The sequence below is a fragment of the Streptomyces atriruber genome, from assembly GCF_001418325.1.
Classification (GTDB): domain Bacteria; phylum Actinomycetota; class Actinomycetes; order Streptomycetales; family Streptomycetaceae; genus Streptomyces; species Streptomyces atriruber.
Genome location: NZ_LIPN01000333.1, coordinates 1 through 12,820, shown reverse-complemented (window position 1 = coordinate 12,820; position 12,820 = coordinate 1). Strand labels below are relative to the sequence as shown.

The window sequence follows — 12,820 nt, the reverse complement described above, 5'->3', positions numbered from 1 at the left end:
GCCCACCCGGGGTGTTGCGCAGTTCCCCGCGCCCCTGAGGCAGCCGCCGCCCCGCCAGAACGTTGAGGCCAGCCCACCCGGGGTGTTGCGCAGGGGCAGCCGTCGTCCCGCCAGGACGTTGAGGCCGGCCCACCCGGGGCGTACCCCGCCGGAGCGTCGAGCTCGGCCCGGCCGGGGTTAGTCCGCCGGGCGTAGGTGCACGATGTCGGCCGCGCCCACCGGCTGCTGTACGCCCTCCTCCGTGGCCAGGACCAGGCGGCCGTCGCCGTCCACCGCCACCGCCTCGCCCACCACGGAGCGGTCGCCGGGGAGCTCTGCGCGGACCTGGCGGCCCAGGGTCGCGCAGCCTGCGGCGTAGGTCTCCTGGAGGCGGGAGGCGGCCGGGTCGCCGCCCGCCGCGCGCCAGTCGCCGTACCACTGCTCCAGGGAGCGCAGCACGGCCCGCAGCAGCGGGTCACGGTCCGTGACCTTCGCGCCGGCCAGGGCGAGCGACCCCGCCGTCGGCACGGGCAGCTCGTCCTCGCGCAGCGTGACGTTGAGGCCGACGCCGACGACGATGCCCCCGCCGGACGCGGAGCCCGCCCGCTCCGCGAGGATGCCGCCCGCCTTCCGTTCCTGGTCACCGACCGTGACCAGGAGATCGTTCGGCCACTTGAGTGCCGTGTCCACGCCCGCCGTCCGCGAGAGGCCCGTGGCGACGGCGACGCCCGTGAGCAGCGGCAGCCAGCCCCACCGCTCGACCGGCACGTCGGCGGGCTTGAGGAGCACGGAGAAGAAGAGGCCCGAGCGGGCGGGCGCGGACCAGCGGCGGTCGAGACGGCCACGCCCCGCGCTCTGTTCCTCGGCGACGAGCACCGCACCCTCGGCGAGCTCGTCGGCGCGCGCCGCGAGGTCGGTGTTGGTGGAACCGGTGGCGGCCACCACGTCGAGCGAGGACCACAGGCCGCCGTCCCTCAGCAGGGTCCGGCGGAGCGCGGCGGCGTTCAGGGGCGGCCTGTCGAGGTCGGACCAGCGGTTGTCTTCAGCATCTGACGGCGTCATGCAAGCCACCTTAGGTGTGGTAAACGACGCACTGCCGAACGGTATGGGCGCCGATACGCTACGGGTCAGTAGCCAGCCGCACAGCCGTAGACAAGCACCTTTGAGCAGGCAGGGAGCCGCATCCCGATGTCCGAGCCGGAAGAGCCCAACGTGCCCGCGTCAGACCGCACCGCCGAAGACGGCGCCATCGACATCCATACGACCGCGGGAAAACTTGCCGACCTGCAGCGCCGCATCGAGGAGGCCAAGCACGCGGGCTCGGCCCGCGCGGTCGAGAAGCAGCACGCCAAGGGGAAGCTGACGGCGCGCGAGCGCATTGAACTCCTGCTCGACGAAGGCTCCTTCGTCGAGCTCGACGAGTTCGCCCAGCACCGGTCGACCAACTTCGGCCTGGAGAAGAACCGGCCGTACGGCGACGGCGTCGTGACCGGATACGGCACTGTCGACGGCCGCCCGGTCGCCGTGTTCTCGCAGGACTTCACCGTCTTCGGCGGTGCGCTCGGCGAGGTCTACGGCCAGAAGATCGTGAAGGTCATGGACTTCGCGCTGAAGACCGGCTGTCCGGTCATCGGCATCAACGACTCCGGCGGCGCCCGCATCCAGGAGGGCGTGATGGCCCTCGGGATGTACGGCGAGATCTTCCGCCGCAACACCCACGCCTCGGGTGTGATCCCGCAGATCAGCCTGGTCGTCGGCCCCTGCGCGGGCGGCGCCGTCTACTCCCCGGCGATCACCGACTTCACGATCATGGTCGACCAGACCTCGCACATGTTCATCACGGGACCCGACGTCATCAAGACCGTCACCGGTGAGGACGTGGGCTTCGAGGAGCTGGGCGGCGCCCGCACCCACAACTCCACGTCGGGCGTGGCGCACCACATGGCGGGCGACGAGAAGGACGCGATCGAGTACGTCAAGTCCCTGCTGTCCTACCTGCCTTCGAACAACCTCAGCGAGGCGCCCGCCTTCCCCGAGGAGGCGGACCTGGCGCCCACGGACGAGGACCTGGCGCTGGACACGCTGATCCCGGACAGCGCCAACCAGCCGTACGACATGCACGGCGTCATCGAGCACGTCCTGGACGACGCCGAGTTCTTCGAGACGCAGCCGCTGTTCGCGCCGAACATCCTCACCGGCTTCGGCCGGATCGAGGGCCACCCGGTGGGCATCGTCGCCAACCAGCCGACGCAGTTCGCCGGCTGCCTGAACATCGACGCCTCGGAGAAGGGCGCCCGCTTCGTCCGCACCTGCGACGCGTTCAACATCCCGGTCATCACCTTCGTCGACGTGCCGGGCTTCCTGCCGGGCGTCGAGCAGGAGCACACGGGCATCATCCGCCGCGGCGCGAAGCTCATCTACGCGTACGCGGAGGCCACCGTCCCGCTGATCACGATCATCACGCGCAAGGCCTTCGGCGGTGCGTACGACGTGATGGGCTCCAAGCACCTGGGCGCCGACCTCAACCTCGCCTGGCCGACCGCGCAGATCGCCGTGATGGGCGCGCAGGGCGCCGTGAACATCCTGCACCGCCGCACGATCGCCGAGGCCGGGGACGACGTCGAGGAGGTCAGGACGCGGCTCATCCAGGAGTACGAGGACGCCCTGCTCAATCCGTACACGGCGGCCGAGCGCGGCTACGTCGACGCGGTGATCATGCCGTCCGAGACCCGGTCCCACCTCGTGCGCGGGCTGCGTCAGCTGCGGACGAAGCGGGAATCCCTCCCTCCGAAGAAGCACGGCAACATCCCCCTGTAAGCCGCGATCCCGTAAGGAGCCCTCATGATCAAGGTCGTACGCGGAAATCCGACCCCGGAGGAGCTCGCCGCCGCCCTGGCAGTGGTCCAGGTGCGCGCCGCGGCGGTGGCGGACGGGCCGTCCGGCGCGCCCGCGCTGCCCGACTCCTGGGCGGACCCCGCGCGGGTGGCCCGCCACCGGCTGCCCGCGCCCTCGCCCACGGCGTGGGGCCGCAGTTACTGGCCGGGCTAGGCCGTCCGGCGGTGTGCGGGCCAGTGAGCCCGTAGGCCGGTGGGCCGGGGGAACTTGAGTACGCGTACTCAGGCGCCCCGGCCCGTCCGGCCGCACCATCGAATGCATGCTGTGGTCGGACCCGGAGAACGATCCTCCGAAGGACATGCGGGACCTGCAGGCGAAGATGCGCCGCGCGGGCCTCGTCCTCGCCCTGGCGATGGTTGTCGCGATGTTCGTGCTGGGGCTCCACTGAGAACCGCGCCCGCGCGGGCGCTCGCTACGCTGAGCGCATGAGTGATCAGCCCCGCCGTCTCGTCCTCGCCTCCCAGTCACCCGCCCGGCTCGGCCTGCTCCGTCAGGCGGGCCTCGCGCCCGAGGTGATCGTCAGCGGCGTCGACGAGGACAAGGTGTCCGCGCCCACGCCCGCCGAGCTCGCCCTCGCCTTGGCCGAGGCCAAGGCGTCCGTGGTCGCCGCGCGGCCCGACGCCAAGGGCGCGCTGGTCATCGGCTGCGACTCGGTCCTCGAACTGGACGGCCAGGCGCTCGGCAAGCCCTCCGACGCCGAAGAGGCCACGGCCCGCTGGAAGTCCATGCGCGGCCGCGCGGGCGTCCTGCAGACCGGCCACTGCGTCCGCGACACCGCCTCCGGGCGGTACGCGTCGGCGACGGCGTCCACCGTGGTCCGCTTCGGCGAGCCCTCCGACGCCGAGATCGCCGCGTACGTCGCGAGCGGCGAACCGCTGCACGTGGCGGGGGCGTTCACGCTGGACGGCCGCTCGGCGCCGTTCATCGAGGGCATCGAGGGCGACCACGGCAACGTCATCGGCCTGTCGCTGCCGCTGCTGCGCCGCCTCCTGGGCGAACTGGGCGTCGGCATCACGGAGTTGTGGCGGCCATAGGCCCCCGGACGGGAGCGGGCCGCCGCCGGCTCAGGCGGCCTGCGGGGCCGCCACCGCACCGTCCTGCTGCGCCTTCTTCTCGTACACCACGAGCGTGAGCACGACCAGGCCGAGCACGACCATCATGAACACGAACGCGGCCCAGCCCACCAGGCCCACGGAGAAGGCCCCGAGCAGCCCGTGCACGACGGCACAGCTGATCAGGAGGAGCCGGCCGAAGGTGCCGGGGGCGCGGTCGCGCACGGCGGTGCGGATCAGGACGACGGCGCAGAGCGCGAGGTAGCCGCCGAAGAGGACGCCCGCGATCCAGGTCGACACGGTCATCGCGCGCGGATCGAGGCCCGCCAGCGACATGTCCTGCTTGTCGACGACGAGGCCGAGGAACCAGTTCAGGAGGGCGATGCCGACCGCCTCCGCGAGGAGAATGATCGCGCCCACCCAGGCCACCGGTCTGCGCGCCACGGCGCCCCACCCTCTTTCCGCTGCTGTTACCCCTAGTACGTTCGAGCCATCGCGAACGCTACTAACGGGTAAACCCCGGGACAAGAGCTGTGCCGCAGGCAAAGAATCATTGGGCCATTCGTAGGGACTCCACAAAGAAAGCCGCGCGTCCGCAGCGCTGACTCACAGAGACCTTGACCACACCGGAGGGCTACGCTGCCGTCAAGGGACCCTGCGTACCGCGGTGCGACAAGGGTTTTCGCGAACCTAGCCGGTCTCGAGTCACACTCCGTGTGGGCAAGCTCACCATTGGGGACGGGTCGTAAGGCCGTGTCGGCAGTCCCTAAACTCGGCTTGTTTCAAGGAGGGAGCCATCGTGCGCAAGGTGCTCATCGCCAACCGTGGCGAAATCGCTGTCCGCGTTGCCCGGGCATGCCGGGATGCAGGGATCGCGAGCGTAGCCGTCTACGCAGACCCTGACAGGGACGCGCTGCATGTACGGGCAGCCGATGAGGCGTTCGCGCTGGGCGGTGACACTCCGGCCACCAGCTACCTGGACATCTCCAAGGTGCTGGCAGCGGCCAAGGACGCGGGGGCGGATGCCATCCACCCCGGCTACGGCTTCCTTTCGGAGAACGCCGACTTCGCGCAGGCCGTCATCGACGCGGGCCTGAACTGGATCGGCCCGCCGCCGCAGGCCATCCGTGACCTCGGCGACAAGGTCGCCGCACGCCACATCGCGCAGCGCGCGGGCGCCCCGCTCGTCGCGGGCACGCCCGACCCGGTGTCCGGCGCCGACGAGGTCGTCGCGTTCGCCGAGGCCAACGGCCTGCCGATCGCGATCAAGGCGGCGTTCGGCGGTGGTGGCCGCGGACTGAAGGTGGCCCGCACCCTCGAAGAGGTCCCCGAGCTGTACGACTCCGCGGTGCGCGAGGCCGTGGCCGCCTTCGGCCGCGGCGAGTGCTTCGTGGAGCGCTACCTCGACAAGCCGCGGCACGTCGAGACCCAGTGCCTGGCGGACAAGCACGGCAACGTCGTGGTCGTCTCGACCCGTGACTGCTCGCTGCAGCGCCGCCACCAGAAGCTCGTCGAGGAGGCGCCCGCGCCGTTCCTGACCGCCGAGCAGAACGCCGAGCTGTACGCCGCCTCCAAGGCGATCCTCAAGGAGGCCGGCTACGTCGGCGCGGGCACCGTCGAGTTCCTCGTCGGTGTCGACGGCACGATCTCCTTCCTGGAGGTCAACACCCGTCTGCAGGTGGAGCACCCGGTCACCGAAGAGGTCGCGGGCATCGACCTCGTCCGGGAGATGTTCCGCATCGCCGACGGCGAGGAGCTCGGCTACGGCGACCCGGAACTGCGGGGTCACTCCTTCGAGTTCCGCATCAACGGCGAGGACCCGGGCCGCAACTTCCTGCCCGCGCCCGGCACCGTCACGACGTTCGCGCCGCCGTCGGGCCCCGGTGTCCGCCTGGACGCGGGCGTCGAGTCCGGCTCGGTCATCGGCCCGGCCTGGGACTCGCTCCTCGCCAAGCTGATCGTCACCGGCGCCACCCGTGAGCAGGCGCTGCAGCGCGCCTCCCGCGCGCTCGCCGAGTTCGACGTCGAGGGCATGGCCACGGCCATCCCCTTCCACCGCGCCGTCGTCACGGACCCGGCGTTCGCGCCCGAACTGACCGGCTCCAGCGACCCGTTCACGGTCCACACCCGGTGGATCGAGACCGAGTTCGTCAACGAGATCCCGCCGTTCACGGCCTCCGCGGACGCCGAGACGGACGAGGAGCCCGGCCGCGAGACGGTCGTCGTCGAGGTCGGCGGCAAGCGCCTGGAGGTCTCGCTGCCCTCGTCGCTGGGCATGACCATCGCACGCACCGCGGCGGCGGGCGGCGCCCGCCCCAAGCGCCGTGCGGCCAAGAAGTCCGGTCCTGCCGCGTCCGGTGACACCCTCGCCTCGCCCATGCAGGGCACGATCGTCAAGGTCGCGGTCGAGGAGGGCCAGGAGGTCAAGGAGGGCGACCTGGTCGTCGTCCTGGAGGCCATGAAGATGGAACAGCCCCTGAACGCGCACCGCTCGGGCACGATCAAGGGCCTCACCGCCGAGGTCGGCGCGAGCCTGACCTCCGGTGCGGTGATCTGCGAGATCAAGGACTGACCGCAGGAACGCACACGCGGACGGGCCGGNNCAGCCCGGCCCGTCCGCGTGTCCGCCCGCCGCGGGCCGGTGGGGGCTCGTCGCGCAGTTCCCCGCCCCCCTGACCGGTCCCCCGTGACGCTCCACCGAATGCGCCCTGCATGCGACGGTGCCGGGTGCGGTGGACTCCTCAGGGGCGCGGGGAACTGCGCGACAAGGCCCCACCGGCCCGCAGGCACACACGACGAGCACCACCCCAAGGAGCGCGGGGAACTCGCACTCCGGCCGGAACAAGCGCAACCGCCGCCGCCCCGCCCCGCGTCCTCCCCCGCGTAGAACCGAAGGCCACGGGGGGACTTCAGTGAAACGCACGGGGGACGTACTAGGGCTGCTCGCAACGGCGGCCGCCATCACCACGACCGGCTGGTTCGCGGCCACCGCGGACACCGGGCAGCGCTACGAGGCCGGGCTCGTCCTCGGCATGTCCGCCGCCCTGTCCGTCGCGCTCCTGCGCCGCTTCACCCACCTGCCGCTGGGCAGACGCCGCCCCTACACCTTCGCCCTCCCGCTGCCCGCGCCCGACTGGGCGGCCCCGCCGCCGGACCCGGCCGGCGACCCGGAGGCCCTGCGCGCGCACGCCGAGCGGCGGGCCGAGCTGCTCGGCGACGCGTCCGCGCTCGGCGACACCCTGCGCCACACCTGCTCGCTCGCGCCGCAACTGCGCGCGGAACTCGCCTCGTTCGCGGTCACCGCGTCGATCCAGGCGAGCAACTCGGTGATCGGCCCGGCCCGCGAAGGACCGCGGAGCCCCGACCCCGAGTACGACGCGGCCCACGCGCTCGGCGAGCTCGTGGCGGCGATCGAGTTCAGCCGCATCGGGATGCGCGCCCTGCAGGCCCTGGTGACGGAAGAGCCGCTGCGGCCCGACCCGCCCTGCTACTTCAACCCGCTGCACGAGCGCGGGCACGCACGCGTGGCGCTCCCCGGCGCCCCGGAAGGCACCGAGGAGGTCGCCGCCTGCCACGGCTGCGCGAAGGGGCCCGAGCCGCTCCTGGTGCCGTCGGCGGCGGGCCCGGTGCCGTACTACGACAGCGATGCCGTCGACGCGCGCTGGCGGCTGCTCGGCTACGGCGCGGTGGCCCCGGACAACGGCGCCACGATGATCGCGACGGCCCTGGACGGCTTCCGCGCTCCGACAGCGGCGGCGGCATCCGGAGGCGGCGCCAAGAAGTCCCGTACGAAGGTGAGTTGATGATCATGAGTGACCTGGTCACCGGAGTGCTGAGCGGCGTGGTCCTCGGCACCTGTGTCACGTATCCGCTGGTCCTGTGGCTGACCCGGAACCTGAGCGGCGGCTCCCTGCCGCCGCACCGCCGCGAGCGCAGGGCCCGCGCGGAGCTGGACGCCTTCTTCGCCCGCCAGGATCCCTGACCACGGGCAGTGGCATCCTTGAGGGACGCGTACGTTCACGAAGGGTGCGGGGATGACGACCGGCACGGGCCAGCAGGCGAGAGCGCCGCGGCAGGCGGCACAGTCGGCGCGCGCCATGCGGGCCGACGCCCGCCGCAACTACGACCGGCTGCTCGCCGAGGCGCGCTCCGCCTTCGCCGAACACGGCACGGGCACGTCCCTGGAGGACGTGGCGCGCCGCGCGGGCGTCGGCATCGGCACGCTCTACCGGCACTTCCCCAACCGGCACGCGCTGATGAGCGCGGTCTGGGAGGACGCGGTGTGCGACCTCCTCGCGCGCTCGCACGCCCTGCTCGACGACCCGCAGCCGTGCTCCGCGCTGGTGGCGTGGCTGCGGGCCATCATCACTCATGCGGGTGAGTATCGCGGTCTGTCGAGCGCGCTCATGTCGGCGTCGCACGACGACACTTCGGCGCTCGCGCAGTGCAGCATGCCCATGCGTGAGGCGGGCACGGCGCTGCTCGTCCGCGCGCAGGAGGCGGGGGCGGTGCGCCCCGACGTCTCCATCGGCGACCTGCTCCAGCTGACCAACGCGATCTCGCTGGCGGCCGAGGAGACCCCGGACGATCCGGAGCTGGCCGACCGCCTGCTCACGCTGACCCTGCGGGGGCTGAAGGCCGACGGGCAGACACCGGCGTAACACCCGCGTCTGCCCGGTGCGCCGTCACGGTCCGTGACGGCGCGTCGACCCTGCCCGGCGGTCCCGCGGCCGCCGGGTTCAGCGGCGGCGCAGGTCCGCGACCCGCGCCGCCCGTTCCCCGGGGGGCTGTTCCCCGAGGAGCGCGCTGCGCAGCTGCTGGCCCGGGCCCGCCCCGTGAGTACGACGCTGACCCGGCAGGGGCACGTCCCGGCGCGGCTGGCGCCCCGCCGGGACGGAGTCGACACCGGGCGCGGAGTTAGGGCCTGTGGCGCCGCCCGCCACCGTGATCTGCACGCCCTGGTCGGCCAGGGCCTGCAGTTCCGTCGCGGCACGGTCGTCGTGCCCCGGCGGTTCGTCCGTGACCAGGCGGGTGATGACGTCCGTCGGCACCGTCTGGAACATCGTGTCGGTGCCGAGCTTGGTGTGGTCGGCGAGGACCACGACCTCGGCCGCCGCCTGGACCAGCGCGCGGTCCACGCTCGCGGAGAGCATGTTGGACGTGGAGAGGCCGCGCTCGGCGGTCAGACCACTGCCCGACAGGAAGGCCCGTGACACCCGCAGCCCCTGGAGGGACTGCTCGGCCCCGCTGCCCACGAGTGCGTAGTTCGAGCCGCGCAAGGTGCCGCCGGTCATGACGACTTCCACCCTGTTGGCGTGCGCCAATGCCTGTGCCACCAGGAGGGAGTTGGTGACGACGGTCAGGCCGGGTACCCGCGCGAGCCGTCGGGCCAGCTCCTGCGTGGTCGTACCCGCCCCGACGACGATGGCTTCGCCCTCTTCGACGAGACCCGCCGCGAGATCGGCGATGGCCGTCTTCTCGGCGGTCGCGAGATGTGATTTCTGCGGAAAGCCGGACTCCCGCGTGAATCCGCCCGGCAATACCGCACCGCCATGTCGGCGGTCGAGGAGTCCTTCTGCCTCCAGCGCGCGCACGTCCCGCCGTACGGTCACTTCGGAGGTCTGGACGACGCGGGCGAGCTCACGGAGCGATACCGCCCCGTTGGCTCGCACCATTTCGAGGATCAATTGACGACGTTCTGCAGCGAACACGAAACTGACAGTAACCCCAACGACCGTCTGCTTTCAGCAGTTTGCGCCGAATTACAGAAGTTGTTCGCACGGCAGGGTGGAAAGTGGTATAGGTGCTTACTCCCCCGGCCTATGCCGCGCGAATGGGAGACAACAGTGCGTGACCTGCAAAGAGTTGATTCCGGCCGCCGGTCGGATCAGCCTTCGCCCGCCGTCTTCCGCGTGTGCAGCTGACGCGCGACCTCCGCGATCGACCCCGAAAGCGACGGGTACACGGTGAACGCATTCGCGATCTGCTCGACCGTCAGATTGTTGTCGACCGCGATCGAGATGGGGTGGATCAGTTCCGAGGCGCGCGGCGCGACGACCACACCGCCGACCACGATGCCCGTGCCCGGACGGCAGAAGATCTTGACGAAGCCGTCGCGGATGCCCTGCATCTTCGCGCGCGGATTGCGCAGCAGCGGCAGCTTCACGACGCGGGCGTCGATCTTCCCCGAGTCGACGTCGGCCTGGCTGTAGCCGACGGTCGCGATCTCCGGGTCGGTGAAGACGTTCGCCGACACGGCCTTCAGGTTCAGCGGCTGCACGGCGTCGCCCAGGAAGTGGTACATCGCGATGCGGCCCTGCATGGCGGCGACGGAGGCCAGCGCGAAGATCCCGGTCACGTCACCGGCGGCGTAGACGCCGGGGGCCGACGTACGCGACACCTTGTCGGTCCAGATGTGCCCGGAGTCCTTCACCTTGACCCCGGCCTCCTCCAGGCCCATGCCGCTGCTGTTCGGGATGGCGCCGACGGCCATCAGGCAGTGCGAGCCGGAGATGACGCGTCCGTCGGCGAGCGTGACCTCGACCCGGTCCCCGACGCGCTTGGCGGAAGCGGCTCGGGAGCGGGACATCACGTTCATGCCGCGGCGCCGGAAGACGTCCTCCAGGACGGCGGCGGCGTCCGGGTCCTCACCGGGAAGCACCCGGTCGCGGCTCGACACGAGGGTCACGTTCGACCCGAGCGCCTGATAGGCACCGGCGAACTCGGCACCGGTCACACCCGAGCCGACCACGATGAGCTCCTCGGGCAGCTCGTCGAGGTCGTAGACCTGGGTCCAGTTCAGGATCCGCTCGCCGTCGGGCTGCGCGTCCGGCACCTCGCGCGGATGCCCACCGGTGGCGATCAGCACGGCGTCGGCGACGAGGGTCTCCTCGCTCCCGTCCGCGGCGCGCACCACGACCTTGCGCGAACCGTCGACGTCCTGCTGCCCCTCCAGACGCCCCCGGCCGCGCAGCACGCGCGCACCGGCCCGCGTCACCGACGCGGTGATGTCGTGCGACTGCGCGAGCGCGAGCCGCTTCACACGGCGGTTGACCTTGCCCAGGTCGACGCCGACCACGCGCGCGGGAGTGTCGATGTGGGGGGTGTCGTCCGCGACGATGATCCCGAGCTCTTCGTACGACGAGTCGAAGGTGGTCATCACCTCGGCCGTGGCGATCAGAGTCTTGGACGGCACGCAGTCGGTGAGCACCGACGCCCCGCCCAGACCGTCGCAGTCGACGACGGTCACCTCCGCGCCGAGCTGTGCGGCCACAAGAGCCGCCTCGTATCCGCCGGGTCCGCCGCCAATGATCACGATCCGAGTCACGTACTCCATTGTCCCGCACGCTTCAAGGTGCTCACGCCCCGGGGGCCTCCGTCCGTGCGACCGCCCCCTAGTCCGGGCGGTCCTTCCCTTCCAGGAGGGGTGCGCTTGATTGCTGCCGTACCCTCGACCTCATGTCGCTCTACGCCGCGTACGCCGGCAATCTGGATCCGCGGCTCATGTCACGCCGCGCACCGCACTCACCGCTGCGCGCGACCGGGTGGCTGACCGGCTGGCGGCTCACTTTCGGCGGGGAACACATGGGCTGGGAAGGCGCGCTCGCCACGCTCGTCGAGGCGCCGCGCTCCCAGGTCTTCGTCACGCTCTACGACATCGCCCCCATGGACGAGGACTCCATGGACCGCTGGGAAGGCGTCGGCCTCGACATCTACCGGCGCATGCGGGTCCGCGTCGACACCCTGGAGGGCGAGGAACCCGCCTGGGTGTACGTCCTCAATGGTTACGAAGGCGGCCTTCCCTCGGCGCGCTACCTGGGAGAACTGGCGGATGCCGCCGAATCGGCCGGCGCCCCCCACGACTACGTGATGGAACTCCGCAAGCGCCCCTGCTGACGGCCCGCCGCCGGCTCCCTCGTCGGAAACGACAAGACAACGATCCCAATCCCGTAAGCATCGTCATCTACGCGCGTAGGCCATGACCGGCTACTCTCGTCCGCGTGAACGCTTCAGTTATTCCGGACGACATCCAGGGCGACCCCTACGCCGCCGCCGACGCCGCCGCCGCGCGCCTGCGCGAGCTCACGGGCGCAGAGACCCACGACGTCGCTCTCGTGATGGGCTCCGGCTGGGCGCCGGCCGTCGACGCGCTGGGCGAGCCCGAGGCGGACTTCGCCGTCACCGAACTGCCCGGCTTCCCGCCGCCGGCGGTCCAGGGGCACGGCGGCCGCATCCGCTCCTTCAAGATCGGCGACAAGCGTGCGCTGGTCTTCCTGGGCCGCACCCACTACTACGAGGGCCGTGGCGTGGCCGCCGTCTCGCACGGCGTCCGCACCGCCGTCGCCGCGGGCTGCAAGACCATCGTGCTGACCAACGGCTGCGGCGGCCTGCGCGAGGGCATGCGTCCCGGCCAGCCCGTGCTGATCAGCGACCACCTGAACCTCACGGCGACCTCCCCGATCGTCGGGGCGAACTTCGTGGACCTCACCGACCTCTACTCCCCGCGGCTGCGCGCCCTCTGCAAGGAGATCGACCCCTCCCTCGAAGAGGGCGTCTACGCGCAGTTCCCCGGCCCGCACTACGAGACCCCGGCGGAGATCCGCATGGCCCGCACCATCGGTGCGGACCTGGTCGGCATGTCCACCGTCCTCGAGGCCATCGCGGCCCGCGAGGCCGGCGCGGAGGTCCTCGGCATCTCCCTGGTCACGAACCTCGCCGCGGGCATGACGGGCGAGCCCCTCAACCACGAGGAGGTCCTCCAGGCGGGCCGCGACAGCGCCACCCGCATGGGCGAACTCCTCGGCAAGGTCCTGGGCCGAGTCTGATCCTCACTGGCGGGGGCGCCTCGACCAGTGCCCTCCGCACCCCGCACCGGGGCCTGCCCCCAACCTGTC

General features: G+C 71.6%; 14 protein-coding genes. 10 read left to right on the top strand and 4 right to left on the bottom strand.

The window, feature by feature from the left end:
* Positions 1-177: 177 nt before the first annotated feature.
* A complete protein-coding gene (locus tag AOK03_RS30125; RefSeq protein WP_055568528.1) occupies positions 178-1,041 on the bottom strand; it encodes a biotin--[acetyl-CoA-carboxylase] ligase in 864 nt (287 codons plus the stop codon).
* A gap of 126 nt (positions 1,042-1,167) precedes the next feature.
* Between AOK03_RS30125 and AOK03_RS30120 the strand changes: the two genes are divergently transcribed.
* The 4 genes from AOK03_RS30120 (at position 1,168) to AOK03_RS30110 (ending at position 3,908) form a co-directional block, all read left to right on the top strand.
* The gene (locus tag AOK03_RS30120) at positions 1,168-2,796 is read left to right on the top strand and encodes an acyl-CoA carboxylase subunit beta (protein WP_055568527.1); all 1,629 of its coding nucleotides are present in this window, start codon (positions 1,168-1,170) and stop codon (positions 2,794-2,796) included.
* A gap of 24 nt (positions 2,797-2,820) precedes the next feature.
* Positions 2,821-3,027 (top strand): acyl-CoA carboxylase subunit epsilon, encoded by a 207-nt coding sequence (locus AOK03_RS30115; RefSeq protein WP_055568526.1) that lies wholly within the window; start codon positions 2,821-2,823, stop codon positions 3,025-3,027.
* A gap of 106 nt (positions 3,028-3,133) precedes the next feature.
* Complete coding sequence (mmpB, locus tag AOK03_RS44920; RefSeq protein WP_279616339.1) at positions 3,134-3,262, top strand: morphogenic membrane protein MmpB; 129 nt, start codon at positions 3,134-3,136, stop codon at positions 3,260-3,262.
* A gap of 37 nt (positions 3,263-3,299) precedes the next feature.
* Positions 3,300-3,908, top strand: a complete 609-nt coding sequence (locus tag AOK03_RS30110; RefSeq protein ID WP_055568525.1) for a Maf family protein — start codon at positions 3,300-3,302, stop codon at positions 3,906-3,908.
* Positions 3,909-3,938: 30 nt separating this feature from the next.
* On the opposite strand, the gene AOK03_RS30105 is transcribed toward AOK03_RS30110, so the two are convergent.
* Positions 3,939-4,370 carry a hypothetical protein gene (locus AOK03_RS30105; RefSeq protein ID WP_055568524.1) on the bottom strand — a complete coding sequence of 144 codons (432 nt, stop codon included), beginning with the start codon at positions 4,368-4,370 and terminating at the stop codon, positions 3,939-3,941.
* Positions 4,371-4,725: 355 nt separating this feature from the next.
* Here AOK03_RS30105 and AOK03_RS30100 point away from each other — a divergent pair, with 355 nt between their 5' ends.
* The 4 genes from AOK03_RS30100 to AOK03_RS30085 all read left to right on the top strand — a co-directional run bounded on the left by AOK03_RS30100 (position 4,726) and on the right by AOK03_RS30085 (position 8,587).
* Positions 4,726-6,498 carry an acetyl/propionyl/methylcrotonyl-CoA carboxylase subunit alpha gene (locus AOK03_RS30100; RefSeq protein WP_055568523.1) on the top strand — a complete coding sequence of 591 codons (1,773 nt, stop codon included), beginning with the start codon at positions 4,726-4,728 and terminating at the stop codon, positions 6,496-6,498.
* Between the two features lie 340 nt (positions 6,499-6,838).
* Positions 6,839-7,729, top strand: a complete 891-nt coding sequence (locus tag AOK03_RS30095) for a hypothetical protein (protein ID WP_055568522.1) — start codon at positions 6,839-6,841, stop codon at positions 7,727-7,729.
* Positions 7,730-7,734: 5 nt separating this feature from the next.
* Positions 7,735-7,908 carry a hypothetical protein gene (locus tag AOK03_RS30090; RefSeq protein WP_157869116.1) on the top strand — a complete coding sequence of 58 codons (174 nt, stop codon included), beginning with the start codon at positions 7,735-7,737 and terminating at the stop codon, positions 7,906-7,908.
* Positions 7,909-8,023: 115 nt separating this feature from the next.
* Positions 8,024-8,587 carry a TetR/AcrR family transcriptional regulator gene (locus AOK03_RS30085; protein ID WP_208609625.1) on the top strand — a complete coding sequence of 188 codons (564 nt, stop codon included), beginning with the start codon at positions 8,024-8,026 and terminating at the stop codon, positions 8,585-8,587.
* A gap of 78 nt (positions 8,588-8,665) precedes the next feature.
* Here AOK03_RS30085 and AOK03_RS30080 read toward each other — a convergent pair whose 3' ends face one another.
* Together AOK03_RS30080 and AOK03_RS30075 are read right to left on the bottom strand one after the other, a co-directional pair.
* The gene (locus AOK03_RS30080) at positions 8,666-9,637 is read right to left on the bottom strand and encodes a DeoR/GlpR family DNA-binding transcription regulator (RefSeq protein WP_079075037.1); all 972 of its coding nucleotides are present in this window, start codon (positions 9,635-9,637) and stop codon (positions 8,666-8,668) included.
* A 176-nt stretch (positions 9,638-9,813) separates the two neighbouring features.
* Positions 9,814-11,262: an NAD(P)H-quinone dehydrogenase gene (locus tag AOK03_RS30075; protein WP_055568518.1), complete on the bottom strand. Its 1,449-nt coding sequence runs from the start codon at positions 11,260-11,262 to the stop codon at positions 9,814-9,816.
* A gap of 122 nt (positions 11,263-11,384) precedes the next feature.
* Between AOK03_RS30075 and AOK03_RS30070 the strand changes: the two genes are divergently transcribed.
* Complete coding sequence (locus AOK03_RS30070; RefSeq protein WP_055568517.1) at positions 11,385-11,822, top strand: gamma-glutamylcyclotransferase family protein; 438 nt, start codon at positions 11,385-11,387, stop codon at positions 11,820-11,822.
* Positions 11,823-11,926: 104 nt separating this feature from the next.
* On the top strand, positions 11,927-12,751 hold the full coding sequence (locus AOK03_RS30065; RefSeq protein ID WP_055568516.1) for a purine-nucleoside phosphorylase: 825 nt from the start codon (positions 11,927-11,929) through the stop codon (positions 12,749-12,751).
* Positions 12,752-12,820 lie beyond the last annotated feature (69 nt).

Coding starts and splice junctions, on each gene's coding strand:
- AOK03_RS30125 (WP_055568528.1), bottom strand. CDS start 1,041: ATGACGCCGTCAGATGCTGAAGACAACCGCTGGTCCGACCTCGACAGG.
- AOK03_RS30120 (WP_055568527.1), top strand. CDS start 1,168: ATGTCCGAGCCGGAAGAGCCCAACGTGCCCGCGTCAGACCGCACCGCC.
- AOK03_RS30115 (WP_055568526.1), top strand. CDS start 2,821: ATGATCAAGGTCGTACGCGGAAATCCGACCCCGGAGGAGCTCGCCGCC.
- mmpB (WP_279616339.1), top strand. CDS start 3,134: ATGCTGTGGTCGGACCCGGAGAACGATCCTCCGAAGGACATGCGGGAC.
- AOK03_RS30110 (WP_055568525.1), top strand. CDS start 3,300: ATGAGTGATCAGCCCCGCCGTCTCGTCCTCGCCTCCCAGTCACCCGCC.
- AOK03_RS30090 (WP_157869116.1), top strand. CDS start 7,735: ATGAGTGACCTGGTCACCGGAGTGCTGAGCGGCGTGGTCCTCGGCACC.
- AOK03_RS30085 (WP_208609625.1), top strand. CDS start 8,024: ATGCGGGCCGACGCCCGCCGCAACTACGACCGGCTGCTCGCCGAGGCG.
- AOK03_RS30075 (WP_055568518.1), bottom strand. CDS start 11,262: ATGGAGTACGTGACTCGGATCGTGATCATTGGCGGCGGACCCGGCGGA.
- AOK03_RS30070 (WP_055568517.1), top strand. CDS start 11,385: ATGTCGCTCTACGCCGCGTACGCCGGCAATCTGGATCCGCGGCTCATG.